Raw genomic sequence first — 23,870 nt, 5'->3', positions numbered from 1 at the left:
TTTGACGGCGTTTCTGGCGCTCCTGTTCTTCTCGCCGCTGGCCTTCATCTACGGGCGTTACCGCGCCCGCCAGCTGCAGGCCGCGCCGGGAACCCTGAAGGGCCGCCTCACCGCACTGCTTCCCATGCCGCTCTTCGTCGCCGGCTGCGTCGTCCTGGCCCTCCTCCACGCCAATGCGCCGCTCGGCGCGGGCGACGCGGTACTGGCCACCGGCAACGGCGTCATCGACTTCGTCATCGGCGCGGCCCGCAAGATCGGCGAACTGGCGCTGATCCTGTTCATGGTGGCGATCCCCTATCTCCTCGGCGCGGTGATCGCCGCCGTGCTTCTGGTTCTCGACGCCCGCGGTGTCGCCACCCTTGCCACCCCGACGCCCGGACCGGATGCGTCGGCCAATACGGATTGACCCCATGACCACGGCGCTCACCATCGCGATCGACGGCCCTGCGGCGGCCGGCAAGGGCACGCTGGCCAAGCGCGTCGCGGCGCATTACGGCCTGCCCTATCTCGATACCGGGCTGCTCTACCGCGCCGTCGGCAAGCTCGCCGACGATCGCGGCGTCGATCTCGACGATGCGCAAGCCACCGGCGCGATCGCGACCGAGCTCGACACCAGCCATCTCGACGACGGGTCGCTGCGCGGCCGCGAAGCCGGCGAGCTCGCCTCGCGCGTCGCCGTGCACGGCGCGGTCCGCACGGCGCTGACCGAATTCCAGCGCAGCTTCGCCGCCCGCGCCGAGGGTGCGGTGCTCGATGGCCGCGACATCGGCACGGTGATCTGCCCGCAGGCGCGGGTGAAGATCTTCGTCACGGCTTCCGCCGAGGTGCGGGCACGCCGGCGCACCGACGAACTCGCCGCCAAGGGCCGCGACGTGGATTACGAGCGGATTCTCGCCGAAGTGCGCGAGCGCGACGCCCGCGATGCCGGCCGTGCCATCGCGCCGCTGCGGCCGGCGCCCGATGCACACTTGCTGGACACCAGCGAATTGGGTATAGAAGCGGCGTTCCAGGCGGCCTGCGCGGTCATCGATCGCGCCCTGGCCTGACGGAACGGAGTTTGCGGGGCGGGTTCAGAACTGGACCACGTCCTTTTCGGCTATCGGCCTGCGCGTATCTGCCGGCCCTGCCCAGAGCTTCGATATCACCTGTCCGGCCGCGGTCCCGCGCGCCGCACGAATGCCGACCCGCCTAGAGGCGGTCGTCCTTCGGGCCCCTCCCCGCCGTCAACGCCGGGATGGGCCGGACCGCGATCCCGGACGTTTGCAACGTCTGACCCGGGGCCTCGCCCCACGGCGCGCTGCTCTCTCGACCAGACCGAGAGAGTCCCCAAGGAGTAGGAATGTCCAACGTATCCCCGCGCGAAGATTTCGCCTCACTGCTCGAAGCCTCGTTCCATGAGCAGGACGTCGCCGAAGGCATGGTCGTCAAGGGCACCGTCGTCGCGATCGAGAAAGACATGGCCGTCATCGACGCCGGCCTGAAGGTCGAGGGCCGCGTCGCCCTCAAGGAATTCGGCGCCAAGGGCGCAGACGGTGGTCTCCAGGTCGGCGACGTCGTCGAGATCTATGTCGAGCGCATCGAGAACGCCCTCGGCGAAGCCGTCCTGTCGCGCGACAAGGCGCGCCGCGAGGAGAGCTGGGTTCGCCTCGAGGAGAAGTTCAACAACAACGAGAAGGTCGAAGGCCAGATCTTCAACCAGGTCAAGGGCGGCTTCACGGTCGACCTCGACGGGGCCGTGGCCTTCCTGCCGCGCTCGCAGGTCGACATCCGTCCGATCCGCGACGTCGGCCCGCTGATGAACACGCCGCAGCCGTTCCAGATCCTGAAGATGGACAAGCGTCGCGGCAACATCGTCGTCTCGCGCCGGACCGTGCTCGAGGAGAGCCGTGCGGAGCAGCGTTCGGAGATCGTCCAGAACCTCGAAGAGGGTCAGGTCGTCGACGGTATCGTCAAGAACATCACCGATTACGGCGCCTTCGTCGACCTCGGTGGCATCGACGGTCTGCTGCATGTGACCGACATGGCATGGCGCCGCGTCAACCATCCGACCGAGATCCTGCAGATCGGTCAGACGGTGAAGGTCCAGATCATCCGCATCAACCAGGAGACGCATCGCATCTCGCTGGGCATGAAGCAGCTCGAGGCCGATCCCTGGGATGGCATCGGCGTCAAGTACCCGATGGGCGTCAAGGTCACCGGTCGCGTCACGAACATCACCGACTACGGTGCGTTCGTCGAGCTGGAGCCGGGCATCGAAGGCCTCATCCACGTCTCCGAGATGTCCTGGACGAAGAAGAACGTCCATCCGGGCAAGATCCTCTCCACCTCCCAGGAGGTCGAGGTCGTCGTTCTCGAGGTCGACCCGAACAAGCGCCGCATCTCGCTGGGTCTCAAGCAGACGCTCGCCAATCCGTGGGAGAGCTTCCGCGACCAGTTCCCGATCGGCACGATCGTCGAGGGCGAGGTCAAGAACAAGACCGAGTTCGGTCTGTTCATCGGTCTGGACGGCGACGTGGACGGCATGGTCCACCTGTCGGATCTCGACTGGAACCGTCCGGGCGAGCAGGTCATCGAGGAGTTCAACAAGGGCGACCTCGTCAAGGCCCAGGTGCTCGACGTCGACATCGACAAGGAGCGCATCTCGCTCGGCATGAAGCAGGTCGGTGGCGATCCGTTCGTCGAGGCGGCTGAAGCCGGTGACGTGCGCCGCGGCGCCGTGGTCACCTGCGAGGTCACGGAAGTGAAGGATGGCGGCCTGGAAGTGAAGATCGTCGATACCGATCTGACCTCCTTCATCCGTCGCTCCGACATTGCCCGCGATCGCGACGAGCAGCGCCCCGAGCGTTACTCGGTCGGCCAGAAGATCGACGCCCGCGTCACGCAGTTCGACAAGAAGGCGCGCCGCGTCGGCGTGTCGATCAAGGCGCTGCAGATCGCCGAAGAGAAGGAAGCCGTCGCACAGTTCGGTTCGTCCGACTCCGGCGCTTCGCTGGGCGACATCCTCGGCGCGGCCCTGAAGGGTCGTGGCGACGAAGAATAGGCCTTAGGGCCTTCGCATTCCGCGCCGCTTCAGGTGGCGCGGAATATTTCACGTGAATCAAAAAGGCCCGCGGCGAGAGCTCTCCGCGGGCCTTTTCTCGTCAGCTTCTCCAGACACAGAGCGCGCGCCCCATGCAGCTTCCCGACGGCTTCACCGCCATCCCGCCCGGCAAGATCGCCGCCATCGCCACGGTGCTGGAGATGACCGCGCCGCCGGCCGGGCTCGAACAGCTGCCGGGCGAGGCGAACTGGCAGTTCCAGCGCGTCACCGAGCCAGATCCGGCCTGGTACGAGGCGCTGTATCGCCGCATCGGCGGCAATCATCTGTGGTATTCGCGGCTGGCGCTGCCGGCAGACGAGCTGGCCGCGACGATCCGGCATCCGGATGTGGCGATCCACACGCTCGACGTGGACGGGGTGCCGCAGGGGCTGGTGGAGCTGGATTTCCGCGAGGACGGCGCCTGCGAACTGGTGTTCTTCGGCGTGACCGAGGTGCTGATCGGCACCCGCGCGGCGCGCTTCATGATGGGCCGCGCCATCGCGGCCGCCTTCGCCCGGCCGATCGACAAGCTCTGGCTGCACACCAACACGATGGATCATCCCAAGGCGATGGCCTTCTACCGGCGCTCGGGTTTCACGCCGGTGCGCCAGATGGTGGAGGTCGCCGACGATCCGCGGCTCATCGGCCTGTTCGACCGGCAGGCGGCGCCGCATTTCCCGATGATCGGTGAGCGCGCGGCGGGCTGATCCGCGATTGCCTTGCCGGCGTTGGTCGCCGGCGGGTCACGCTGATGGGTATAAAACGAGGGCGCCTCGCGGCACCCCCGAATTGTTACGCGGTCTCGTCGAGGCTTTCGACGACGACATTGTCGTTGGTGTAGATGCAGATCTCGCCGGCGATCTTCATGGCGCGGCGGGCGATCTCCTCGGCGTCGTAATCCGTATCGGCAAGGGCCCGTGCCGCGGCCAGGGCGTAATTGCCGCCGGAGCCGATGGCGATGACGCCATGCTCGGGCTCCAGCACGTCGCCATTGCCGGTCAGGGTCAGAGTCACCTGCCGGTCGGCGACGATCATCATCGCTTCCAGACGGCGCAGATAGCGGTCGGTGCGCCAGTCCTTGGCGAGTTCGACACAGGCGCGCATGAGCTGGTCGGGATATTGCTCGAGCTTGGCCTCGAGCCGCTCCAAGAGGGTGAAGGCGTCGGCGGTCGCGCCGGCGAAGCCGGCGATGACATCGCCCTTCTTGCCGATCCGGCGCACCTTGCGGGCATTGCCCTTCATCACCGTATTGCCGAGCGACACCTGCCCGTCGCCGGCGATGACCACCTTGCCGCCCTTGCGCACGGTGACGATGGTGGTGCCGTAGATCGTGGCCGGGTCGTGGTTTTCCATGCTCATCGCACTGTCCTTTTCCATCCAGCGGGCCGCTGCGCCGTTCGAGGCCGCAGGAACCGCCGATCCGGGCCCCATGTGGGCCTTCGGGCCGGCCTTGCCAAGGAAGCGGCCTGCGAGGTGACATCTGCCATGGGGCGGTGGTAAGAGCGCCGGGACATTCCCCGCGAAGGTGACAGCGATGGGCCAGACTGCCGGGCGGCGTGATGCCGTCGTCGAGAGACAGACCAACGAGACCGCGATCCGCGTGCGCGTCGATCTCGACGGCAGCGGCCGTTCGACCATCGACACCGGCGTTGGCTTCTTCGACCACATGCTCGAACAGCTGTCGCGCCATTCGCTGATCGACATGGACATCTCGGCCAAGGGCGATCACCACATCGACGACCACCACACGGTCGAGGACACCGGCATCGCGCTCGGCCAGGCGATCCGCCAGGCCTTGGGGGAGCGCCGCGGCATCCGTCGCTACGCCTCGCTCGATCTTGCCATGGACGAGTGCCTGACCCGCGCCGCGATCGACGTGTCGGGCCGCCCGTTCCTCGTCTTCCAGGCTGAGTTCTCTCGCCACAAGATCGGCAGCTTCGACACCGAGCTGGTGCAGGAGTTCTTCCAGGCGCTGGCGCAGAATGCCGGCGTGACGCTGCATCTGACCAATCTTTATGGCAGCAACGCCCACCACGTCGCCGAGACCTGCTTCAAGGCGGTGGCGCGGGTGCTGGGCGACGCCGTGGCGATCGATCCGCGCCAGGCCGACCTCGTGCCCTCCACCAAGGGCACGCTGGCGTGACCGCGCGGCCGGCGGGACGACCATGGGCCTGAAGCGCTTCATCGCCTTCGAGCCCAGCGAGACTGCCGTGGGGGCGCGCTCCGACGGCGTGGTCTTCGTGCGCGACGGCTTCTCCTTCTGGGCGTTCCTGTTCACCGTCCTGTGGCTGTGGCGCTACCGGCTCTGGCTGGAAGGGCTCGCGACGCTGCTCGTGCTCGTCGCCATCAGCCTGTGGGGCGAGGCCAGCGGCCATTCCTTCGCGGCCTCGCTTCTCCAGCTTCTCGTCGGCCTTCTCGTCGCGCTGGAGGGCCCGAGCCTGCGCGCCTGGCGCTATCGCCGCAAGGGATGGCGCGAAAGCGCCGCCTTCCTGGCCAGCGACCGGGCCGAAGCCGAGCTGACCTATTTTGCCACGGCCGGACGGCCTGCCGATCCCGCGGGCACCACCGCGCCGTGGCCGGCGCCGGGGCCGATGTCGCGCCGACGCGGAACCTCGACCCGCAGCGCCGGGTTCTTCGGTGCCATGGAGCAACGATAAACACATGCAGACCGTCGCCATCGTCGATTACGGTTCGGGCAATCTGCGCTCGGCCACCAAGGCCTTCGAGCGCGCCGCCCGCGAGAACAATGCCAATGCCGAGATCGTCCTCACCGACGATCCCCAGGTGGTGCTGGCCGCCGACCGCATCGTCCTGCCGGGCGTCGGCGCCTATGCCGATTGCCGCGCCGGCCTCGATGCCGTCCCCGGCATGACCGAGGCACTACGCGAAGCCGTCGAGACCAGAGCCCGCCCCTTCCTCGGCATCTGCGTCGGCATGCAGCTGATGTCGTCCTATGGTCGCGAGAAGGCGGTCACCGAGGGTCTCGGCTGGATCCCCGGCGACGTCGTGCGGATCGAGCCGTCGGACCCGACGCTGAAGGTGCCGCAGATCGGCTGGAACACCATTCACGTGAATCACGACCACGCGCTTCTGGCCGGCATCCCCACCGAGGAAGGCGGGCTGCACGCCTATTTCGTGCATTCCTACCATCTGGTGGCGCGCAACCCGGACGACGTCGTCGCCACTGCCGATTACGGCGGTCCGGTCACGGCGATCGTTGCCAATGGCAACAAGGCCGGCACCCAGTTCCATCCGGAAAAGAGCCAGACGCTGGGGCTCGGCCTGATCGCCAACTTCCTGTCGTGGAACCCCTGATCCGGCCCCACGCGGCCGCCTGAAAGCCCTGGACGCCATGCCTATTCTCTTTCCCGCCATCGACCTCAAGGACGGCGCCTGCGTGCGCCTGAAGCTCGGCCTGATGGACCAGGCGACGGTCTACAATGCCGACCCGGCAGCCCAGGCGCGGGAGTTCCGCGACGCCGGCTTCGACCATCTGCATGTGGTGGACCTCAACGGCGCCTTTGCCGGCCGGGCCGTCAACGACGCCGCCGTGGACGCCATCCTCGCGGCGGTCGGCTCGCAGATGAAGGTGCAACTCGGCGGCGGCATCCGCTCCATGGAGGACATCGAGCGCTGGCTGGACAAGGGCCTCGCCCGTGTCATCCTCGGCACGGTCGCCGTGCGCGATCCCGACCTCGTCCGCGCGGCGGCCCGGCGGTTCCCCGGCCAGATCGCCGTCGGCATCGACGCCAAGGGCGGCAAGGTCGCCGTCGAGGGCTGGGCCGAGACCTCCGAGCTGACCGTGGTGGACCTTGCCCGCCAGTTCGAGGATGCCGGCGTGGCGGCGGTCATCTACACCGATGTCGATCGCGACGGCATCCTCACGGGCATCAACTGGGACGCCACCATCGATCTGGCCGAACAGGTCTCGATCCCGGTGATCGCCTCGGGCGGCCTCGCCTCGCTGGCCGATGTCGTGCGGCTGACCATGCCCGATGCCGAACGCCTCGAAGGCGCGATCTCCGGCCGGGCGCTCTATGACGGCCGCATCGACCCGAAGGAAGCGCTGGACGTCCTGTCCGGCAGGGGCTGAGACGGATGGCGGGGTGAGTTTGTCCTCGCCCTCGAAGGGCTTGGAATCACGCTGGCTCTTGCCCACCTCTATCGCGGCATCGCATAAGGCGGAAAATTCGCCGTTTCCGCCCATCCGGACGTTGCCCGTGCCCTCCCGACCCATCCCCTGCCCCGCCGACGAGAAGGCCACCCGTCCATGAGCCTCAAGGCACGCATCATCCCCTGCCTCGACGTCAAGGACGGCCGGGTGGTCAAGGGCGTCAATTTCGAGGGTCTGGTCGACGCCGGCGATCCGGTGGAGGCCGCGCGCGCCTATGACAGCGCCGGGGCGGACGAGCTCTGCTTCCTCGACATCACCGCCTCATCGGACGACCGCGACACGATCTTCGACGTCGTCGCGCGCACCGCCGAACAGTGCTTCATGCCGGTGACCGTCGGCGGCGGCGTGCGCACCGTGGCGGATGTCCGCAAGCTGCTCCTGGCCGGTGCCGACAAGGTGTCGATCAACACCGCGGCGGTGAAGCGGCCCGAATTCGTCGCGGAAGCCGCCGACAAGTTCGGCGACCAGTGCATCGTCGTCGCCATCGACGCGCGCCGCGTGGCCGAGGACGGCGCCGCGCCGCGCTGGGAGATCTTCACCCATGGCGGCCGCACCGCCACCGGCATCGACGCCGTCGACTTCGCCCGCCAGGTCGTGGGGCTGGGCGCAGGCGAGATCCTGCTGACCTCCATGGACAAGGACGGCACCAAGTCGGGCTTCGACATCGAGCTGACCCGGTCGGTCGCCGATGCCGTCCACGTGCCGGTGATCGCGTCGGGCGGCGTCGGCACGCTGGATCATCTCGTTGCCGGCGTGCGCGACGGCCATGCGACGGCGGTTCTGGCCGCCTCGATTTTTCACTTCGGCACTTATACGATCGCGGAAGCCAAGGCCCATATGGCCGCCGCCGGCATCCCGATGCGGCTCGACCCGTCGGACTGACCGAAGCCTCGGCGGATCCGCGCAGCGAGCGCCGGCCTACGAAAGGGCATCATGACCGATTTCACGCTTGCCGATCTGGAGACCATCGTCGCCGCCCGCGCGACCTCCGACGACGCCGGCTCCTACACCGCCTCGCTCGCCGCCAAGGGCATTGGCCATGTCGCCAAGAAGCTCGGCGAGGAAGCGACGGAGACGGTGATCGCTGCCGTCTCCCAGGACGATGCGCGGGTGACCAGCGAGGCCGCCGACCTTCTCTACCACCTGCTCGTGACGCTGCATCTGCGCCACGTGCCGGTGTCGGCGGTGATGGCCGAGCTCGGCAGGCGCACGGCCCAGACCGGCCTGCAGGAAAAGGCGGGGCGGCCCGACAGTTCGGCCGGATGATGGACCAGCTCGCCCCGTCGCGTTTCTCGCCCTACCGCATCTTTCCGGCGGCCGAATGGGCGAAGTTTCGCGCCGACGCGCCGCTGACGCTGACCGCCGACGAGGTTCGCCGGCTCCGCTCGATCGGCGATCCTGTCGATCTCGACGAAGTCGCGCGGATCTACCTTGCCGTCTCGCGCCTGCTCTACGCCCATGTCGAGGCCTCGCAGCTCCTGTTCGGGCAGCGCCAGAGCTTTCTCGCCGAGGATTCGGGGCAGAAGACGCCGTTCATCATCGGCATTGCCGGCTCGGTCGCGGTCGGTAAGTCGACCACGGCGCGTGTCCTGAAGGAGCTCCTCGCCCGCTGGCCGTCCTCGCCCAAGGTGGACCTGATCACCACCGACGGGTTTCTCTATCCGAATGCGGTGCTGCAGGCCGAGGGTCTGATGCAGCGCAAGGGGTTTCCCGAGAGCTACGACATCGGCGCGATCCTGCGCTTCCTGTCGGAGATCAAGGCCGGCGTGCCGCGGGTCGAGGCGCCGGTCTATTCGCATTTCTACTACGACGTGGTGCCGGGCCAGAAGGTCACCATCGACCGGCCGGACATCCTGATCTTCGAGGGCCTCAACGTCCTGCAGGTGCGCGACATGCCGGCCGACGGCACGGCGGTGCCCTTCGTGTCGGACTTCTTCGATCATTCGATCTACATCGATGCCGACGAGGCCGACATCAAGCGCTGGTACATCGAGCGCTTCATGCGGCTGCGCGAGACGGCGTTCCGCGAGACCGGCTCGTTCTTCCACCGCTACTCGCAGATCTCGCCCGAGGAAGCGCTGACCATCGCCCAGGGCCTGTGGTCGAACATCAACGAGATCAATCTCCACGCCAACATCCTGCCGACGCGGCCGCGCGCCGACCTGATCCTGCGCAAGGGGCCGGATCACCTCATCGAGCAGGTCGCGCTGCGCAAGCTCTGAGCCGGGCGCAGGCTCGCGACGTTCGATTGGCCTGACTGCCGGCCGCGTAGCGCATCAGGCGGCGCGAAGGCCGGAACCTTGCGCATATCTTCCGTAACATTATTCTGCATCTTTCGCGTGCCGCCGGGCCGGCCCGTTCGCCGGTCCTCAGCAGGACGCCGATCGAGGTTAGACCGATGAAGTTCCGGCCGATAAAGTTCCGACGGCTGCAGGATCGCATTCTCGTCCGCCCCGTGGCGCCACCCGAGCAATCGTCCGGCGGCGTCCTGCCGGAAAGTGCAGCGAACAAGCCGACCGAAGGCGAGATCGTCGCCGTGGGCCCCGGACGGCGGCGCAAGGGGCGGATCGCTTCGATGAACATGGCGGTGGGGGACCACGTGCTCTTCGCGCCCACGGCCGGCAGGCAGCGCAAGGTATCGGGCCAGGATCTCCTGGTCGTCCGCATGTCGGAGCTTCTCGGCGTGATGAACCGTTCCGCCCTTCCCGGCGAGCCGACCACGGGTCCAGCCCCGCCGGCGCGTAAAGCCGAGCCGGATCAGGGACCTGAGGATCGCGCGCGCGGCGTTGCGGCCAAGGTGCGGCGACGGGTCCGCCCGCCCGGGCACGATCAGATGGAGCGGATGGGGCTGCCCGGGGAGCCGACGATCGGGCCGGGGCGGCCGCGGCCCGGTTCCGACGACCCCGACGATACCTTCTAGTCCGCCGGGAGCCGCCGCATGGTCGCCAATCTCGCCAAGCTGGCCGATCGATCGTTCATCGTCGGCTTCCTGTTTCCCGCGCTGGTCTTCTACAGTTGCGCGCTGCTGCTGATCGTCGAACCGGTCAATCCGGCGCTCTACACGACACTGACCGAGACCGTGACGCTAGGCGACGTTCTCTACAACGCCCTGCTCGTCTGGACGCTGGCGATCTTCCTGATGCTCGGCAACGATCCTCTCTACAAGCTGCTCGAGGGCTACTGGCCTCCCGTGTCCTGGATCAAGCCACTCAAGGCGCGTGAAGAACGGAAGCTCGACGCCATCGACAGCGAGTTTGCGTCCCTGCGTGCACGGTGGATCGATGAGGATAAGGCATTTCCCGCCGCTGATCGCGCGCGCTACACCAAGTTGTTGCGAAAGCGGGTGGACCGGTACCCGGAGAAACCCGAATCCATCCTGCCGACGCGCTTCGGCAACGCCATCCGGGCCTTCGAGACCTATTCCAGCGCCGTCTACCGGGTCGATTCGATCCCGCTCTGGATTCACCTCTCGACGGTTTTCTCGGATGATTTTCGCGAGGCTGTCGAGGATGTCCGCACGGCCGTGAACTGCGCGATGAACTTCGTCTTCCTGGCGGGCCTTCTTGCCATCGGCCTGATCGTCGTCTTCGCGATGAGCTTCGACTATGCGCTGCGGATTTCGCAGGTCCGCCCGTTTCTGGAATCCGGCGAGTACGGGCTGCTTCTGGCGGCGGTCGTCAGCCTGGGCGTCGCCTGGGGAAGCTATGAACTTGCCATCGATCGGGCCGTGGGATGGGGCCGCGTGGTGCGGGCCGGCTTCGACTGCTATCTGCCGGCGCTGGCAAAGCAGCTCGGATACAAGCTGCCGGACGACCCGGCGGTCCAGGGGGAGTTCTGGGAAGCCGTCAGCCGCCGGGCGATCTACAACCAGACATTCCCGCCGGAGCTGCTGGCCAAGCTGAAGCCGCCCGAAGCCGGGAAGGCCGAGCCGGCGGAATGATCAGGTGCCCGCAGGGGCCGTCACGCGGCGCAGGGTCAGGTTGATCCGGCCGCCCTTCTTCAGAAGCGTCGAGGTCGCTGGGTAGATCCGGTCGACGCCGTGATAGGCCAGACGCCCCTCGCCGCCGAGAACAACCACGTCGCCCGAATGCAGCCGGATCGAGTTCGTGCGGCCGCCGCGGGTGGTCTCGCCGACGCGGAACAGGCAGTCATCGCCGAGCGAGACGGAGACGACCGGCGCCGACAGATCCGTCTCGTCCTTGTCCTGGTGCAGGCCCATCTTCGCGGTGTCCTCGTAGAAATTGACGAGGCAGGCCTGCGGCGGATGATCGAAGGCGGCGAGGTCCTGCCAGATCTGCAGGAGCTTCGGGGGAATTGCCGGCCAGGGCGTGCCGGTGACCGGGTGGGTGGGCTGGTAGCGATAGCCGGACCGGTCGGTCACCCAGCCCAGCTCGCCGCAATTGGTCATGCGCACCGACAGGGGTTTTCCGGTCCGCGGCATTTCCGGCCGGTATAGCGGCGCGGCCGCCACCACCTCGCGCACCGCATCGACCAGCGCGACCTGTTCGCCGCGGGAGAGATGGCCCGGAATGTGCCGGACGCCTTTGGGCAGGACGTTCATGGGCGCTCATCTAGAGCAGCGTCGAGGATTCCCAGCGCCCATACCGTGCTTCAGCACCGATACCATCTCGTGATATCAATCTGCCATGAACAGGAAGCACCGCGAGACCTTGGCCGCAGTCTTCGCCGAGCCCATATCTGGCAGCATCGCCTGGCGCGATATCGAGGCAATGCTGAAAGCGATGGGCGCAGAGGTCACCGAAGGCCAAGGCTCGCGGATACGGATCAGCCTCGGCGGCACGCGCGCGGTGTTTCATCGTCCGCATCCACGCAAGGAAACCGACAAGGGCGCGTTGCGCTCACTCAGACGCTTTCTGCTGCAGGCGGGAGTCCAGACGTGAACACGATGCATTACAAGGGCTACGAGGGGATCGTCGCCTATGACGAGGACGCCGAGATTTTTCACGGCGAGGTCGTCAATCTTCAGGACGTCATCACTTTCCAGGGCGGTTCGGTGTCGGAACTGAAGAAGGCGCTGGCGGAATCGGTCGAAGACTATCTGGCGTTCTGCCGCGAGCGCGGCGAGGAGCCGGAGAAGCCGTATTCAGGGCAGTTCCTTGTGCGCGCCGGACCGCGTTTGCATCGGGAACTGGTCGCGGCGGCCCAACGCGCCGGCGTCAGCCTCAACAATCTCGTGACAACCACGCTCGAACGGACCCTGAACGAGCACAGCTGACGCGCTGCAGGCCGCTTCAGGACAGGTAACCGAGCTGGGCGGCGAGGGCGACGGCGTGGGTGCGGTTGGAGGCGTCGAGCTTGCGCTGGGCGGCCGTGAGATATTGCGAGATGGTGTATTCGGACAGGCTCAGGATGATGCCGATCTCGGACGACGTCTTGCCGAGCATGGCGAGCTTCAGGCAGTCGCGCTCGCGCACCGACAGGGGATTGTTGCGCCGGTTCTCCTCGAAGCGCGCCGCCGCCAGCATGCCGAACAGGGCAAAGGCGAAGAGATGCAGCTCGCGGATCGCCTCCGCCGGGAGGGCACAGCTGCGGCCCGCGAAGGACAGGGCGCCGTTGAAGGCGGTGAGCCCGTGCACCGGAAAGAAGGCCCCGGCAAGGTATTCCGCCTCCAGCAGCATGCGGGCCGCCGGCGACGGATCGGGCTCGTCGGCGCCGTAGAGCGTGTCGATGTCCCAGACGAAGGGCATGGGATCGGTCTTCAGGGCGCCCACGACCAGCTTGGAACGGTGCAGGCCGAGCTGTTCATAGGCCTGGCCGAAGCTCTCCGACCAGTTGGACAGGAGGAGCCGCGTCGCCGTCCCGCCATCGTCCGTCGAGGGGACCGACAGAACCGCGGCATGGGAGAAGCCGAAATCCGTCGCCACGTCGCCGAGAAGCTGGGTCAGCGCGATTTCGTCCCAGGGCGGGGCGAGCCGGTTGAGACGGTCGAGCGCGCCGCTCATGGGGGCGCCCGGCACGGCCGCGCCGACATCCGCCTGGCCGCTTGCGCCGGGCAGTCTGTCGCTCAGGGCCGGGGCGCCCGCGGGGGCGCTCGTCGAACCGTTCGAAGATGGCATGATGGCACAGCCTCTCGCGATCTCTGAGGTCCGCCTCGCGCGCCTCGCCGCGAATCGGACAAGGCTCATACTGGCCCCTCCGGGCCGAGGATTGAAGTCTTGACATGACGATCGGATGGTTTGCGTTTCCGGCTGCCGCGGGAGACCCGGTGGCCAAGGGTGGCAGGATGGCGCCGCCACCCCCATCTAGCGGCGAGTTGCCATGGTGGCCGGCCCGGCCGACCCCCATCGATGCCAGCGTGTGTCGGCGCGGCCCGCCGGCCTGGAAAGAGATATCCATGACAGATTTTTCCCCCCGCGAGATCGTCTCCGAGCTCGACCGCCACATCATCGGCCAGAAGGACGCCAAGCGCGCCGTCGCCGTCGCGCTGCGCAACCGCTGGCGGCGTCAGCAGCTCGAGGGGAGCCTGCGCGAAGAGGTGATGCCCAAGAATATCCTGATGATCGGACCCACCGGCGTCGGCAAGACCGAGATCTCGCGCCGCCTGGCGCGGCTCGCCGGCGCGCCCTTCATCAAGGTCGAGGCCACCAAGTTCACCGAGGTCGGCTATGTCGGCCGCGACGTCGAGCAGATTATCCGCGACCTCGTCGAGATCGGCATCGGGCTGGTGCGCGAGAAGAAGCGCGAAGAGGTGAAGGCCAAGGCGCATCAGGGCGCCGAGGAACGGGTGCTGGACGCCCTGGTCGGCAAGACCGCCTCGCCGGCGACGCGCGATTCCTTCCGCAAGAAGCTGCGCGCTGGCGAGCTCGACGACAAGGAGATCGACGTCGAGATCTCCGACACGTCCAACCCGATGGGCGGCATGGACATTCCCGGCATGCCGGGCGCCAATATCGGTGTCCTCAACCTGTCGGAGATGTTCGGCAAGATGGGCCAGCGCACCAAGCAGCGCCGGACGTCGGTGCGCGAGAGCTACGATCTCCTGATCGGTGAGGAATCCGACAAGCTGCTGGACCAGGAGCAGCTGGTGCGCGAGGCGATCTCGTCGGTCGAGAACAACGGCATCGTCTTCCTCGACGAGATTGACAAGGTCGCCAACAAGGAAGGCCAGAGCGGCGCCGGCGTCTCCCGCGAGGGCGTGCAGCGCGACCTGCTGCCGCTGGTCGAGGGCACCACGGTGGCGACCAAGCACGGCTCGGTGAAGACCGACCACATCCTGTTCATCGCCTCGGGCGCCTTCCACGTGTCGAAGCCGTCGGACCTCCTGCCGGAGCTGCAGGGCCGGCTGCCGATCCGCGTCGAGCTGCGAGCGCTGACCAAGGAAGATTTCCGCCGTATCCTGACCGAGACCGAAGCCTCGCTGATCAAGCAGTATATCGCCCTGATGAAGACCGAGAATGTCGATCTGGTGATCACCGACGATGCCATCGACGCGCTGGCGGACACGGCCGTGGCGCTGAACGGCTCGATCGAGAATATCGGGGCGCGGCGGCTGCAGACCGTGATGGAGCGCGTCCTCGACGACATCTCCTTCGAGGCGCCGGACAAGTCCGGCGAGAGCTACACCGTCGATGCCGCCTATGTGCACAAGGCGCTGGACGGCATTGCCGGCGACACCGACCTGTCGCGCTTCATCCTGTAAGGCGCCGTCCTCAGGCGGCGGCACGGTCAGGCAGGCGGGGACAGAACGCCTGGCTGCGCATCGTGCCGTCGCGGCGGATGGTCAGGACGGTGTCCGCAGCGACCATCGTCCAGCGCTCGGCGTCGTCGCAGGGCTCGGAGGCGATGACGACGCCCTCTTCTTCCCTGCGCCAGTAAAGCGAGGGCGGCGGGCCGTCGCTGGCCCAGCGATAGGCCCAGAGCGTTTCGCCATCGGTGTGGATCGCGGCGAAGCGGATTGGTGCCGCCTCACCGGTGCGCGCGGCCGTCGCCTCGATCTCGGCCAGCGTCGCGGCAATGGCGCCGACCGGATCGGTGGCGAGACCCCGCCCGAGGGCCGACAGGAAGATCGCCTCGGAATCGCTGGTGCCCCGCCGCCGCGGATAGAGCGCGTCCGGGATCAGGGCGTCGATCTGGCGGCGCAGACGGGCATAGCCGCCGACCTGGCCATTGTGCAGGAACAGGTGCCGGCCGTCGGCGAAGGGATGGCAATTGGCCGTCGAGACCTCGCCATAGGTCGCCGAGCGCACATGGGCGACGAACAGCGGCGCGCGGATCTGCCGGCACAGGGACACGAGATTGGCGTCCGACCAGGCCGGCAGGATGGCGCGATAGACACCGGGCTCCGGCCGCTCGCCATACCAGCCGATGCCGCAGCCATCGCCGTTGACGACGGTCTTGGCCTCCCGGGCGGCCAGCGATTGCGAGATCAGTGAGGCACGCGGCTCGATCAGCAGGCGATCGAGAAAGACCGGCGGACCGGCATAGGCGAGAAGGCGGCACATCGGACGGCGACACCACTGGACACGGGCGCCGCAGCAGCGCCCTCACCTGCAGTCTCCGGCCGGCATGGTAAACAAAGGCTTAAACCCGAGCCTCGCCCTGTTTCACGTGAGTCTGCCGTCCGTGCCGGCGTTCAGCGGCGGCGACGACGGGCCCGCAGGGCTTCCTCGGCCCGGGTGGCGGCCTCTTCCAGCTCGGCACGCAGGCGTTTCAGATCCGCTTCGGGCAGGATGGCGATGGTTTCGGCCAGACGGTTGGCGAGGGCCGTGGCATCGGGGCCGAGGCCGGCGGTCTCGACGGTCACCTTGGGATGCGAGAGTTCGGCCAGACGCTCCAGCTCCTCCGCATCGTCCCAGATGACGTTGAGATAGCCGATGATCCGCTGCAGGAGATCCCAGGTCGGCCGACCGCGGCGGCCGTGCTCCAGCGCCGAGAGATAGGCGCTGGAGACCCCGAGCGCCGCCGCCATCTGGCTCTGGGTGACGCCGCGCTCCTTGCGGAATGCCCGGACCTTTTCGCCGAACGGGGTCATCCGAACCGCCTGACGCGCACATAGAGCGCCCCGTCGCCGCCGTGATGCCGCTCGGCGCTGTCGAAGCCGGAGACGAGCGGGCGAAATTCCGGGCTGCCGAACCACATGGGCACGACCCGGCGCAGAACGCCGCGGGAGCCGAAATGTCCGCCCGATCCGCCCCGTCCGGTGATCACCAGCACATGGCGCAGGCCCATGGCCTGGGACTGGCGCAGGAAGCCGACCAGCGCGTCATGGGCGACGCCCTGGGTCATCTGGTGCAGGTCGATCCGCGCCTCGATGGGCAGCCGCCCCTTGGAAATCTTGCGGCGGGTCGGACGTTCGATCGGGTGCTGCGTCAGCCGCGGCTGCGGCGCCGGCTGCTGGATCGGCGCCGGCAGGGCGGGCGCTGCCGCCTTCGAACCCTTGCGCCCGACCGGCGCCGGTGCAGCCGGGGGTTCCGGCGCGTCCTCGGGCGGCATCTGCGGATGCGACTTGCCCTTCAGCGGCACCGCCGAGCGGGCGACGCTCGCCCACAGGCGCGCATCCTCGACGCTGAGCGTGCGATGACGGCGCTTCATCGGGCGAGGCGTGCCGCCAGCGCTGGCGGCACGAGAACGGTGAAGTCGGCAACATGGCGGATTCGCCCGGCGATCCGGCCGGCCGCGTCGCCCGAGCCGACGAAGATGTCGGCGCGGGCCGGGCCGAGAATCGCCGATCCGGTGTCCTGCGCCACCATCAGGCGGCGGAACGGTGCGCCGTCCATGGCAAGATCAGGCGCCGCAATGAAATAGGGCACGCCGAAGGTCGCCAGTTCGCGGTCGACGGCGATGGAGGCCAGCGGCGTCAGCGGCACCTTGGCGGCCCCGACGGGACCGAGCTCGGCGTCCTCCACCGGCGTCTCACGGAAGAAGATGAAGGAGCGGTTGCGATCGAACAGGCTGCGCACGCGCTCCGGATGCGCCACCAGCCACGCCCGGATGCCGTCCATGTCGGCCTCGGCAAGGGTCAGCTCGCCCTCGTCCACCAGGATGCGGCCGATGGCGGTGAAGCGGTGCCCTGTCTTGGCGGCGTAGCCGACGCGGACCTGCCGGCCATCCTCATAGGCAAGCCGCGCCGAGCCCTGGATGTGGATGAAGAACGCGTCGACCGGATCGGCCAGCCAGGCGATCTCGAGGCCCATGCCATCCAGCGCACCTGCCTCGATGGCGGCGCGGTCGGCATATTCCTCCAGAAGGCCGCAGGGCTTGCGGCGCGCAAAGCGGAAATAGGGATCGAGCCCGGGTGGCCGCGAGACGTCGTCGATCTTCACCAGATCCGGCGGCGGCGCATACAGGGGAAAGCGGTAGCGCTCGGTGCGCACCGGCGAGCCGGCGACCACGGGCTCGTAATAGCCGGTGACGAAGCCGGACAGCGCCGTGTCGGCGTCGTCGGGGCGGATCTGCAACGGCTCGAAATGGCGTTCGAAGAAAGCGCGGGCCTCCGCCTGGCCCAGCGCACCGGCCGGCTTCAGCGCGGCGCGGGCGGCCTCGGCAAAAGCCTCGGCGTCGATCCCGAGCGAACCGGTGGGAAAACTGCCCTGTTCGAGCCGGGCGGCGCTGGCGCGGAAGGCCGACAGCGCCGCTGCATGATCAGCGCCGTCCCAGCCTTCCAGATCGGACCATTGCCGGCGAACGAATGCCGTCATCGTCGCCGCTCCGGCTCACGCGTCTTCGGACTCGGTCCCGGCCAGCTTCCAGTTCGGATCGCGCGAGCGCGTGTCGCGGGCGAAGGTCCACACGTCCTTGACCTCGACGACCGTCTCCGGGTCGCCGTCGACCACGGTGTCGTCGGGCTTGAGGACGGCCGAGATGATCTGCGCGACGATGCGCACGGTGACCATCGCCTCACGGTCCTTCTGCTCGGCGGAGACAATGGTGGCGTCGTCGATGCCGACGAAGGAGAACTGCATGCGCTCGTCGCGCTGCTCGCGTTCGCTGATCGCCTGCTCGAAGCCCTGGTAGACATCCGGCGACAGGAGGTTCTTCAAAAGCTTGCGGTCGCCATCGGCAAAGCCGGTCACGATCATTTCATAGGCGACCTTGGCGCCATCCAGGAATTCCTTCGGGTCGAAGGAAGGATCGGCGTCGCGGATCCGGCGCAGCTCGGCATTGACCGGGGTGCCCGGCTTGGCGACCTTGTCGATCGCCTCGTAGGGCGTCGCCGCCGGCGCCGCCTCGCCTTCGATCTCGGTGCCGCCGCGGCGGTTGGGCAGCGTCACGACATTGTCGTTGCGGGCCGCGTCGTCGCGCGGCGCATCCCGGCGCGAATAGGGGTCGAAGGGCGGGCGCTCGCTGCCCGTACGCTTGCCCAGAACGCTTCGCAGCTGAAACAGGACGATCGCCGCAACAATGATAAAGAAGATCGTCCCAAAACTCATTGCGCGTCGTCACCCCTAATGGCCGGTCAAGTCATTCGCCGTCATATAGAGACGAGGGGCGGCGCATTCAAATTTGTTTCCGCAGTTCCTATGTCCCGAGGCGGCGGCCAAACCGCACATGCCCGGCCACGGGCCCGCATAGGCGGGTTTTGGCCATCGAACGGCCGCGCAAGGAGAAGACGGACCATGCCCTTCGCCCTGATACCCTTTCTGCTGCTCGCCATCCCGATCCTGGAGATCGCGGTGTTCATCCTGGTGGGCAATGCCATCGGCCTGTGGCCGACGCTGGGTCTCGTCATCCTGACCGCCGTGATCGGCTCGATCCTCTTGAAACAGCAGGGCATCTCGACGCTGGCCCGCATCCAGACGGAAATCGGCGCCGGACGGGTGCCGGGACGCGATCTGGTCAGCGGCGTGATGATCGCCATGGCCGGCGTCCTCTTGCTGACCCCGGGCCTCGTCACCGACGCGCTCGGCTTCCTCCTGTTCGTGCCGGGCGTCCGCTCGCGCATCTTCGACTTCCTGAAGTCCCGCGTCGTCGTCGTCGGCCAGAACAGCTTCCAGTCCGGCATGGGCGGGCAGCCGCGCCGCGAACCGCCTTACTCGGCGGGTCCCGACGTTGTTGATCTGTCGGGCGAGGAATTTCGCCGCGGGCCCGATCCGGCGTCGCCCTGGCACGAGCCGGAGGATGGCGACGGCGGGACCAACGGCCGCCGCCTGCATTGAGCGGGTGACGCAGATGCCGGGCCGCTTGCGCCCGGCCGCGGATCGTCTTGTTCTGATGCCCCCCGCGTGATAGCGCTCGCCCCCGTGTTTTTCCTGCCGGACGGACCGTCGGCCCCTCCGGCTCTTCACCCGGCACGAGCGCGCGAACAGGCGCCGGCCCTGCCGGGTCATCAGCGATACGGGAGCAGACCATGTCCGAGACCAACGATCTGAATGCGACGAATGGCGGCAATGGCGCCGGCGGCGACGAGAACGCCAACCCGCCCCGCATCAACATCCTGACGCAGTATATTCGCGACCTCTCCTTCGAGAGCCCGAATGCACCGGGCGTCCTGCGCGGCCAGACCAAGGCGCCGAACATCAATATCGGCGTCAATGTCGGTGCCAACCCGATCCAGGGTTCGGACGGCGACTACGACGTGCGCCTGACGCTGAACGCCAAGGCCGGCGAAGGCGAAGAGATGATGTTCGCCGTCGAGCTGGAATATGGCGGCGTCTTCAAGCTGCAGAACTTCCCGCAGGAGCATCTCCTGCCGGTGCTGTTCATCGAGTGCCCGCGCTTGCTGTTCCCCTTCGCGCGCCAGGTGATGGCCGACATCACCCGCAATGGCGGCTTCCCGCCGCTGATGATCGACCCGATCGACTTCGCCCAGCTGTTCCAGCAGCGCATGGCCGAAGAGCGCGCCCGCCAGCAGGTTCAGCCGAGCTAAGCTGCGCTGTCAGAACGCAAGATTACGCCGGCAGCCCATCGGGTCTGCCGGCGTTTTTCATGGCAGGGCATTCTTGGGAATGCGGCCGGGCTCAGCTCGCGGACGCCTCGGCCTCCGGCCCCTCCAGATAGTTCCACCAGATCGCCTCGTCGCCGAGGGTGGAGACGAAGGCACGGTGCCGGGCGATCTCGTCCTGCGACAGGCGCGGCGGCAGCGGCACGGGCCGCGGCGCGATCCGCCAGACATTGCCGTCGGCGTCCTCGTGCGCATCTTCCTCGACCGCCAGGCCCAGTGCCGCCTGCCGGCCGCCGATCAGCTCGATATAGACTTCCGCCAGAAGCTCGGAATCGAGCAGAGCGCCATGCTTGTCGCGGCGCGACGTGTCGACCGAAAAGCGCGAGCAGAGCGCGTCGAGCGTCGCCGGCGCCATGGGGAACTTGCGCCGCGCCATGGGCAGGGTGTCGATCACGACGCTCGGGTCGATCGGCGGCTGGTCGATGCGCTTCAGTTCGGCATTGAGGAAACGCACGTCGAAGGCGGCGTTGTGGGCGATCAGCTTGGCGCCGGAAAAGAACTCCAGGAACTCGTCGGCGATCTCGGAGAACAGCGGCTTGTCGGCCAGGAAGTCGTCGGAAATGCCGTGCACGTCGAAGGCGGCCGGGTCGACCTTGCGGCCGGCCGGACGGATGAAGGCGTGGTAGTTCTTGCCAGTCGGAATGTGGTTCCACAATTCCACCCCGCCGATCTCGATGACCCGCTCGACATCCGGGTCGAGGCCGGTGGTTTCGGTATCGAAGACGATTTCGCGCATGAAGGCTCCCGCTGACCGCCCCTTTTCCGTGACCGGAAGAGCCGAGACAAGAGCTTGCCGGCATCCGTTCGAAGTATCCCCGAGCTTCAGCGTATGTTCACTTTTCGTTCTTACTGTGTGAAGTCTGTGCCGAACGTGCCGGGGCGATCATCGGCACCGGCCTGCGCGATGACCGACCCCCTCGCAAGACCCGCGCAAGTCGCAGCGTCTTAGCGTCAGTTGCGAAATGCAATCAGGGGAGAACGGGCATTGGATGTGGCAGTCAGTCTGCACGCGGTCATTTTCGGGGTCGTCGCCTCGCTCGCGCTCCTCTGCGGTCTGATCCATCTGGGCCTGCGCGGTCAGTCGGCGCTGGTATGGCTCGCCGCTGGCCTGACCTGCGGCGCCGTTGAAACCGTCGTCCTCGGGATCGACGGCGGCTCGATTGCCGCCATGGCGGCGGTGACAATGCTGATTCCGGCCGCCTATTCCTGTGTCACCCAATCGGTTCGGCGGGCGCTCGGCCTTGGCCTGTCGCCCCGGCCCCTGTGGATGGCGATCGCCGGCCTGACGGCGATGTCGCTCTTGCTCCTCGCCGGGAATGCCGCACCGATCCTTCAGACCCTGCCCTTCCAGTTCGCGGCGCTGCTGGCGCTGGGCGACGCGATCCTCTGCCTCTGGCGCCTCAAGGGCCGCGGCGTCGTCGAGACCGGCCTCCTGGTCGCGCTTGCGGGGATGGCTGCGTTGCTGATCGTGCGGATGCCGCTGTTCCCGCTACTCTTCGAGGGAACGACGCCGATCGCGAATATCGCCCAGAGCGATCTGGAGCGGGCACTGATGCTGGTTTCGGGACTGCTGGCTCCCGCCGCGGTGCTGCTCATCATCGCCCGCATCGTCGGCAATGTGATCCGGCGCTATCGCATCCGCAGCGAGCGAGACGACCTCACCGATCTCCTCAACCGGACGGCCTTCGAGCGCGTGGCAGCACAGGCCGGCCTCGCTGGCGCCGCGATCATCGTCTGCGACATCGATCACTTCAAGACGGTCAACGACCGCTACGGCCACCCGGTCGGCGATCGTGTCATCCAGGGCTTTGCCGAGATCCTCTTGCGGACCGAAGGAACGGCCGGCCGGCTGGGCGGCGAGGAGTTCGCGCTGCTGCTGCCCGGCGCGACCCTCGACGCCGCGGCAAGCGCGGCCGAGGCGATCCGGCTGGCCTTCCATGCCTGGCGGGATCCCGCCATCGACGACGGGCACGCTCTGAGCGCAAGCTTCGGGGTGGCGATGCTGCAGGGCGCCGAACCGGCGCAGGACGCCATCGCGCGGGCGGATGACGCGCTCTACCGGGCCAAGCGCGAGGGTCGCAACCGCGTGGCTGTCCATGCCGCCGCCGCGAAGCCGGCCCGTCTCGTCGCGGCCGCCTGACGGAGCGGCGACCGCGAACGGCGTCAGCCGGCGGCGTGGCGCATGATGATGGCCGTCACGGCGAGGCGCGCGGCCTCCATGCCGTTGCCGGTGTCGATGACATAGTCGGCGCGTTCGCGCTTGTCGGCGTCGGGCATCTGGCGCGCCATCAGCGCCGCGAACTTCGCCTCGCTCATGTCCGGGCGGGCAAGCACGCGCTCACGCTGGATCTCCGGGCTGGCGGTCACGACCAAGGTCTTGTCGCACCGCTTGTCGGCGCCGGTTTCGAACAGCAGCGGAATGTCGAGGACCGCCAGCGCCTTGCCGGACTGGCGGGCGCCGTCCAGGAAGGCGCGCTCCTCCTCGCCGACCAGCGGATGGACGATCGCTTCCAGGCGGCGCATCGCCTCCGGATCGTTGACGACGCTCGCCGACAGCGCCTTGCGATCCACTACCCCGTCGACGACGGTGCCGGGAAAGGCGGCCTCGATCAGAGGCGCGGCGCGTCCGGCATAGAGGCGATGAACGGCGGCGTCGGCATCGTGAACGGGCACGCCCTGTTCCGCGAACATCGCCGCGGTGGTGGATTTGCCCATGCCGATGGAGCCGGTGAGGCCGAGCACGATCATCGGCAGCACCAGAAGTGCGCTAAACCGCATGTCGGTCGATGTGTATGAATCGCAGAATTTCTGCTCATACGCCGTTTTCGATGTCGGTGACGATCCGGGCGCGTAGGGTCTCGGAGACCTCCGGCCGCTGGCCGAACCAGCGTTCGAAACCGGGCACCGCCTGATGCAGCAGCATGCCGAGACCGTCGCAATGGCGCAACCCCCGCTCCGCCGCGGCGGCGAGAATCGGAGTCATCAGAGGCACATAGACGATATCGGTCACGAGGGCACCGTCGCGGAGGGCCGAGAGATCCGGCAGCCGCGGCGCGAACCAGTCGGGCGTCTCGTCGTCGGGATCGGGCGCCGGGATCGGCACCGTATTGACCAGAAGGTCGGCAGCCGCGAGCTGCGTCTTGCGTTCGGACTCGGCATGGGCGGAGACGCGTGGGCCAAAGCGGGCGGCGAGTTCCTCGGCCCGTTCGATGGTGCGGTTGACGACCCGCACCTGTTTCACGCCACGCTTCAGAAGCGCGAAGATCACCGCGCGGGAGGCGCCGCCGGCCCCCAGCACGGTGGCGACCTCCGCGTCTGCCCAGCCCGGGAGCCTTTCGTCGAGATTGGCGGCAAAGCCATAGGCATCGGTGTTGCCGCCGACCATGCGGCCGGACTTCTCGAACCAGATCGTGTTGACCGCGCCGATCGCCTCGGCCGCGGCGTCGCGGCGGGACACGGCTTCGAGCGCCGCCAGCTTGTGGGGAATGGTGACGTTGCCGCCGACATAGCCCTGGCGGCGCAGCGTCTTGAGGAATTCGCCGATCTCCTCGGGCGGCACCCCCACCCGCTCGTAGGAACCGGGCAAGCCGAATTCCTTCAGCCAGCTGCGATGGATGGCCGGAGAGCGGGAATGCCAGACCGGCCAGCCGGTGACAAAGGCGCGCGGGCCTTCGGTCCTGGCGGGCGTCACGTTCGGATCGAAGATCGAGCCTTCG

The 23,870-nt window shown here is 67.7% G+C and carries 30 protein-coding genes; 19 read left to right on the top strand and 11 right to left on the bottom strand.

Annotation, left to right across the window (positions count from 1 at the left end):
• The first annotated feature begins 1 nt into the window (after position 1).
• The 4 genes from N7I30_RS17280 to N7I30_RS17265 all read left to right on the top strand — a co-directional run bounded on the left by N7I30_RS17280 (position 2) and on the right by N7I30_RS17265 (position 3,786).
• A complete protein-coding gene (locus N7I30_RS17280) occupies positions 2 to 406 on the top strand; it encodes a hypothetical protein (protein ID WP_498640450.1) in 405 nt (134 codons plus the stop codon).
• Positions 407 to 410: 4 nt separating this feature from the next.
• Positions 411 to 1,046, top strand: a complete 636-nt coding sequence (gene cmk / locus N7I30_RS17275; protein WP_024352248.1) for a (d)CMP kinase — start codon at positions 411 to 413, stop codon at positions 1,044 to 1,046.
• 293 nt (positions 1,047 to 1,339) lie between these two features.
• A complete protein-coding gene (gene rpsA / locus N7I30_RS17270; protein WP_024352247.1) occupies positions 1,340 to 3,040 on the top strand; it encodes a 30S ribosomal protein S1 in 1,701 nt (566 codons plus the stop codon).
• A gap of 131 nt (positions 3,041 to 3,171) precedes the next feature.
• The gene (locus N7I30_RS17265; RefSeq protein ID WP_498640447.1) at positions 3,172 to 3,786 is read left to right on the top strand and encodes a GNAT family N-acetyltransferase; all 615 of its coding nucleotides are present in this window, start codon (positions 3,172 to 3,174) and stop codon (positions 3,784 to 3,786) included.
• An 85-nt stretch (positions 3,787 to 3,871) separates the two neighbouring features.
• Here the strand turns inward: N7I30_RS17265 and hslV are convergent, their stop codons facing one another.
• Entirely contained in the window at positions 3,872 to 4,432 is a 561-nt protein-coding gene (gene hslV, locus N7I30_RS17260) for an ATP-dependent protease subunit HslV (protein WP_024352245.1), read from the bottom strand.
• A 181-nt stretch (positions 4,433 to 4,613) separates the two neighbouring features.
• Between hslV and hisB the strand changes: the two genes are divergently transcribed.
• From hisB to N7I30_RS17215, 9 genes are all read left to right on the top strand, one after another.
• Positions 4,614 to 5,222, top strand: coding sequence for an imidazoleglycerol-phosphate dehydratase HisB (gene hisB, locus N7I30_RS17255; RefSeq protein ID WP_498640445.1), 609 nt, complete (start codon positions 4,614 to 4,616; stop codon positions 5,220 to 5,222).
• 22 nt (positions 5,223 to 5,244) lie between these two features.
• Positions 5,245 to 5,736: a DUF2628 domain-containing protein gene (locus tag N7I30_RS17250; protein WP_498640443.1), complete on the top strand. Its 492-nt coding sequence runs from the start codon at positions 5,245 to 5,247 to the stop codon at positions 5,734 to 5,736.
• A 4-nt stretch (positions 5,737 to 5,740) separates the two neighbouring features.
• A complete protein-coding gene (gene hisH, locus N7I30_RS17245) occupies positions 5,741 to 6,394 on the top strand; it encodes an imidazole glycerol phosphate synthase subunit HisH (RefSeq protein WP_498640441.1) in 654 nt (217 codons plus the stop codon).
• Between the two features lie 37 nt (positions 6,395 to 6,431).
• Positions 6,432 to 7,172 carry a 1-(5-phosphoribosyl)-5-[(5-phosphoribosylamino)methylideneamino]imidazole-4-carboxamide isomerase gene (gene hisA / locus N7I30_RS17240; protein ID WP_498640439.1) on the top strand — a complete coding sequence of 247 codons (741 nt, stop codon included), beginning with the start codon at positions 6,432 to 6,434 and terminating at the stop codon, positions 7,170 to 7,172.
• A gap of 177 nt (positions 7,173 to 7,349) precedes the next feature.
• Entirely contained in the window at positions 7,350 to 8,135 is a 786-nt protein-coding gene (gene hisF / locus N7I30_RS17235; RefSeq protein WP_498640437.1) for an imidazole glycerol phosphate synthase subunit HisF, read from the top strand.
• A gap of 51 nt (positions 8,136 to 8,186) precedes the next feature.
• Positions 8,187 to 8,519, top strand: a complete 333-nt coding sequence (locus N7I30_RS17230; RefSeq protein ID WP_024352238.1) for a phosphoribosyl-ATP diphosphatase — start codon at positions 8,187 to 8,189, stop codon at positions 8,517 to 8,519.
• The gene (gene coaA / locus N7I30_RS17225; protein ID WP_040326058.1) at positions 8,519 to 9,475 is read left to right on the top strand and encodes a type I pantothenate kinase; all 957 of its coding nucleotides are present in this window, start codon (positions 8,519 to 8,521) and stop codon (positions 9,473 to 9,475) included. The genes N7I30_RS17230 and coaA overlap by 1 nt, the downstream gene beginning before the upstream one ends.
• 176 nt (positions 9,476 to 9,651) lie before the next feature.
• Positions 9,652 to 10,173: a co-chaperone GroES gene (locus N7I30_RS17220; RefSeq protein ID WP_498640435.1), complete on the top strand. Its 522-nt coding sequence runs from the start codon at positions 9,652 to 9,654 to the stop codon at positions 10,171 to 10,173.
• Positions 10,174 to 10,191: 18 nt separating this feature from the next.
• Positions 10,192 to 11,193, top strand: coding sequence for a hypothetical protein (locus N7I30_RS17215; protein ID WP_498640433.1), 1,002 nt, complete (start codon positions 10,192 to 10,194; stop codon positions 11,191 to 11,193).
• On the opposite strand, the gene N7I30_RS17210 is transcribed toward N7I30_RS17215, so the two are convergent.
• Positions 11,194 to 11,814: an alpha-ketoglutarate-dependent dioxygenase AlkB gene (locus N7I30_RS17210; protein WP_498640431.1), complete on the bottom strand. Its 621-nt coding sequence runs from the start codon at positions 11,812 to 11,814 to the stop codon at positions 11,194 to 11,196.
• Positions 11,815 to 11,899: 85 nt separating this feature from the next.
• Between N7I30_RS17210 and N7I30_RS17205 the strand changes: the two genes are divergently transcribed.
• The gene (locus tag N7I30_RS17205) at positions 11,900 to 12,154 is read left to right on the top strand and encodes a type II toxin-antitoxin system HicA family toxin (RefSeq protein WP_370195319.1); all 255 of its coding nucleotides are present in this window, start codon (positions 11,900 to 11,902) and stop codon (positions 12,152 to 12,154) included.
• 5 nt (positions 12,155 to 12,159) lie between these two features.
• Positions 12,160 to 12,489: a type II toxin-antitoxin system HicB family antitoxin gene (locus N7I30_RS17200; RefSeq protein WP_498640609.1), complete on the top strand. Its 330-nt coding sequence runs from the start codon at positions 12,160 to 12,162 to the stop codon at positions 12,487 to 12,489.
• A gap of 16 nt (positions 12,490 to 12,505) precedes the next feature.
• On the opposite strand, the gene N7I30_RS17195 is transcribed toward N7I30_RS17200, so the two are convergent.
• Positions 12,506 to 13,330 carry a helix-turn-helix transcriptional regulator gene (locus tag N7I30_RS17195; protein WP_244495485.1) on the bottom strand — a complete coding sequence of 275 codons (825 nt, stop codon included), beginning with the start codon at positions 13,328 to 13,330 and terminating at the stop codon, positions 12,506 to 12,508.
• 278 nt (positions 13,331 to 13,608) lie between these two features.
• Between N7I30_RS17195 and hslU the strand changes: the two genes are divergently transcribed.
• Positions 13,609 to 14,913 (top strand): ATP-dependent protease ATPase subunit HslU, encoded by a 1,305-nt coding sequence (gene hslU / locus N7I30_RS17190; protein WP_498640429.1) that lies wholly within the window; start codon positions 13,609 to 13,611, stop codon positions 14,911 to 14,913.
• A gap of 10 nt (positions 14,914 to 14,923) precedes the next feature.
• Here hslU and N7I30_RS17185 read toward each other — a convergent pair whose 3' ends face one another.
• The 5 genes from N7I30_RS17185 to N7I30_RS17165 form a co-directional block, all read right to left on the bottom strand.
• Complete coding sequence (locus N7I30_RS17185; protein ID WP_498640427.1) at positions 14,924 to 15,715, bottom strand: class II glutamine amidotransferase; 792 nt, start codon at positions 15,713 to 15,715, stop codon at positions 14,924 to 14,926.
• Between the two features lie 131 nt (positions 15,716 to 15,846).
• The gene (locus N7I30_RS17180; RefSeq protein ID WP_024352229.1) at positions 15,847 to 16,245 is read right to left on the bottom strand and encodes a helix-turn-helix domain-containing protein; all 399 of its coding nucleotides are present in this window, start codon (positions 16,243 to 16,245) and stop codon (positions 15,847 to 15,849) included.
• The gene (locus N7I30_RS17175) at positions 16,242 to 16,805 is read right to left on the bottom strand and encodes a Smr/MutS family protein (RefSeq protein ID WP_498640424.1); all 564 of its coding nucleotides are present in this window, start codon (positions 16,803 to 16,805) and stop codon (positions 16,242 to 16,244) included. The genes N7I30_RS17180 and N7I30_RS17175 overlap by 4 nt, the downstream gene beginning before the upstream one ends.
• Positions 16,802 to 17,911 (bottom strand): murein transglycosylase A, encoded by a 1,110-nt coding sequence (gene mltA, locus N7I30_RS17170; protein WP_498640422.1) that lies wholly within the window; start codon positions 17,909 to 17,911, stop codon positions 16,802 to 16,804. Before mltA ends, N7I30_RS17175 begins: the two co-directional genes overlap by 4 nt.
• 15 nt (positions 17,912 to 17,926) lie before the next feature.
• Positions 17,927 to 18,643: a Tim44/TimA family putative adaptor protein gene (locus N7I30_RS17165; protein WP_498640420.1), complete on the bottom strand. Its 717-nt coding sequence runs from the start codon at positions 18,641 to 18,643 to the stop codon at positions 17,927 to 17,929.
• A gap of 186 nt (positions 18,644 to 18,829) precedes the next feature.
• On the opposite strand from N7I30_RS17165, the gene N7I30_RS17160 reads away from it, so the two are divergent.
• Entirely contained in the window at positions 18,830 to 19,369 is a 540-nt protein-coding gene (locus tag N7I30_RS17160) for an FxsA family protein (protein ID WP_498640418.1), read from the top strand.
• A 191-nt stretch (positions 19,370 to 19,560) separates the two neighbouring features.
• Entirely contained in the window at positions 19,561 to 20,079 is a 519-nt protein-coding gene (secB, locus tag N7I30_RS17155) for a protein-export chaperone SecB (RefSeq protein WP_024352224.1), read from the top strand.
• 91 nt (positions 20,080 to 20,170) lie between these two features.
• Here secB and dnaQ read toward each other — a convergent pair whose 3' ends face one another.
• On the bottom strand, positions 20,171 to 20,890 hold the full coding sequence (gene dnaQ, locus N7I30_RS17150; protein ID WP_498640416.1) for a DNA polymerase III subunit epsilon: 720 nt from the start codon (positions 20,888 to 20,890) through the stop codon (positions 20,171 to 20,173).
• Between the two features lie 255 nt (positions 20,891 to 21,145).
• Here dnaQ and N7I30_RS17145 point away from each other — a divergent pair, with 255 nt between their 5' ends.
• Entirely contained in the window at positions 21,146 to 22,294 is a 1,149-nt protein-coding gene (locus tag N7I30_RS17145; RefSeq protein WP_498640414.1) for a GGDEF domain-containing protein, read from the top strand.
• Between the two features lie 23 nt (positions 22,295 to 22,317).
• Here N7I30_RS17145 and coaE read toward each other — a convergent pair whose 3' ends face one another.
• Both coaE and N7I30_RS17135 read right to left on the bottom strand, forming a co-directional pair.
• Positions 22,318 to 22,902, bottom strand: coding sequence for a dephospho-CoA kinase (coaE, locus tag N7I30_RS17140; RefSeq protein WP_498640607.1), 585 nt, complete (start codon positions 22,900 to 22,902; stop codon positions 22,318 to 22,320).
• A 64-nt stretch (positions 22,903 to 22,966) separates the two neighbouring features.
• The gene (locus tag N7I30_RS17135) at positions 22,967 to 23,845 is read right to left on the bottom strand and encodes a shikimate dehydrogenase (protein ID WP_498640605.1); all 879 of its coding nucleotides are present in this window, start codon (positions 23,843 to 23,845) and stop codon (positions 22,967 to 22,969) included.
• Positions 23,846 to 23,870 lie beyond the last annotated feature (25 nt).

The sequence above is a fragment of the Aurantimonas litoralis genome (assembly GCF_026153195.1).
Classification (GTDB): Bacteria; Pseudomonadota; Alphaproteobacteria; order Rhizobiales; family Rhizobiaceae; genus Aurantimonas; species Aurantimonas coralicida.
Note: the sequence above shows the minus strand (reverse complement) of the source record. Positions and strands in the feature narration are given on the sequence as shown.

Excerpts from the sequence above, each read along its gene's own strand:
- hisF (WP_498640437.1), top strand. The coding sequence starts at position 7,350 with ATGAGCCTCAAGGCACGCATCATCCCCTGCCTCGACGTCAAGGACGGC.
- N7I30_RS17205 (WP_370195319.1), top strand. The coding sequence starts at position 11,900 with ATGAACAGGAAGCACCGCGAGACCTTGGCCGCAGTCTTCGCCGAGCCC.
- hslV (WP_024352245.1), bottom strand. The coding sequence starts at position 4,432 with ATGGAAAACCACGACCCGGCCACGATCTACGGCACCACCATCGTCACC.
- N7I30_RS17220 (WP_498640435.1), top strand. The coding sequence starts at position 9,652 with ATGAAGTTCCGGCCGATAAAGTTCCGACGGCTGCAGGATCGCATTCTC.
- N7I30_RS17195 (WP_244495485.1), bottom strand. The coding sequence starts at position 13,330 with ATGCCATCTTCGAACGGTTCGACGAGCGCCCCCGCGGGCGCCCCGGCC.
- N7I30_RS17250 (WP_498640443.1), top strand. The coding sequence starts at position 5,245 with ATGGGCCTGAAGCGCTTCATCGCCTTCGAGCCCAGCGAGACTGCCGTG.
- hisB (WP_498640445.1), top strand. The coding sequence starts at position 4,614 with ATGGGCCAGACTGCCGGGCGGCGTGATGCCGTCGTCGAGAGACAGACC.
- N7I30_RS17200 (WP_498640609.1), top strand. The coding sequence starts at position 12,160 with ATGCATTACAAGGGCTACGAGGGGATCGTCGCCTATGACGAGGACGCC.
- N7I30_RS17265 (WP_498640447.1), top strand. The coding sequence starts at position 3,172 with ATGCAGCTTCCCGACGGCTTCACCGCCATCCCGCCCGGCAAGATCGCC.
- cmk (WP_024352248.1), top strand. The coding sequence starts at position 411 with ATGACCACGGCGCTCACCATCGCGATCGACGGCCCTGCGGCGGCCGGC.
- N7I30_RS17165 (WP_498640420.1), bottom strand. The coding sequence starts at position 18,643 with ATGAGTTTTGGGACGATCTTCTTTATCATTGTTGCGGCGATCGTCCTG.
- N7I30_RS17210 (WP_498640431.1), bottom strand. The coding sequence starts at position 11,814 with ATGAACGTCCTGCCCAAAGGCGTCCGGCACATTCCGGGCCATCTCTCC.
- rpsA (WP_024352247.1), top strand. The coding sequence starts at position 1,340 with ATGTCCAACGTATCCCCGCGCGAAGATTTCGCCTCACTGCTCGAAGCC.
- hslU (WP_498640429.1), top strand. The coding sequence starts at position 13,609 with ATGACAGATTTTTCCCCCCGCGAGATCGTCTCCGAGCTCGACCGCCAC.
- N7I30_RS17175 (WP_498640424.1), bottom strand. The coding sequence starts at position 16,805 with ATGAAGCGCCGTCATCGCACGCTCAGCGTCGAGGATGCGCGCCTGTGG.
- mltA (WP_498640422.1), bottom strand. The coding sequence starts at position 17,911 with ATGACGGCATTCGTTCGCCGGCAATGGTCCGATCTGGAAGGCTGGGAC.
- N7I30_RS17180 (WP_024352229.1), bottom strand. The coding sequence starts at position 16,245 with ATGACCCCGTTCGGCGAAAAGGTCCGGGCATTCCGCAAGGAGCGCGGC.
- secB (WP_024352224.1), top strand. The coding sequence starts at position 19,561 with ATGTCCGAGACCAACGATCTGAATGCGACGAATGGCGGCAATGGCGCC.
- N7I30_RS17215 (WP_498640433.1), top strand. The coding sequence starts at position 10,192 with ATGGTCGCCAATCTCGCCAAGCTGGCCGATCGATCGTTCATCGTCGGC.
- dnaQ (WP_498640416.1), bottom strand. The coding sequence starts at position 20,890 with ATGCGCGAAATCGTCTTCGATACCGAAACCACCGGCCTCGACCCGGAT.
- coaE (WP_498640607.1), bottom strand. The coding sequence starts at position 22,902 with ATGATCGTGCTCGGCCTCACCGGCTCCATCGGCATGGGCAAATCCACC.
- hisH (WP_498640441.1), top strand. The coding sequence starts at position 5,741 with ATGCAGACCGTCGCCATCGTCGATTACGGTTCGGGCAATCTGCGCTCG.
- N7I30_RS17185 (WP_498640427.1), bottom strand. The coding sequence starts at position 15,715 with ATGTGCCGCCTTCTCGCCTATGCCGGTCCGCCGGTCTTTCTCGATCGC.
- N7I30_RS17160 (WP_498640418.1), top strand. The coding sequence starts at position 18,830 with ATGCCCTTCGCCCTGATACCCTTTCTGCTGCTCGCCATCCCGATCCTG.
- N7I30_RS17230 (WP_024352238.1), top strand. The coding sequence starts at position 8,187 with ATGACCGATTTCACGCTTGCCGATCTGGAGACCATCGTCGCCGCCCGC.
- hisA (WP_498640439.1), top strand. The coding sequence starts at position 6,432 with ATGCCTATTCTCTTTCCCGCCATCGACCTCAAGGACGGCGCCTGCGTG.
- coaA (WP_040326058.1), top strand. The coding sequence starts at position 8,519 with ATGGACCAGCTCGCCCCGTCGCGTTTCTCGCCCTACCGCATCTTTCCG.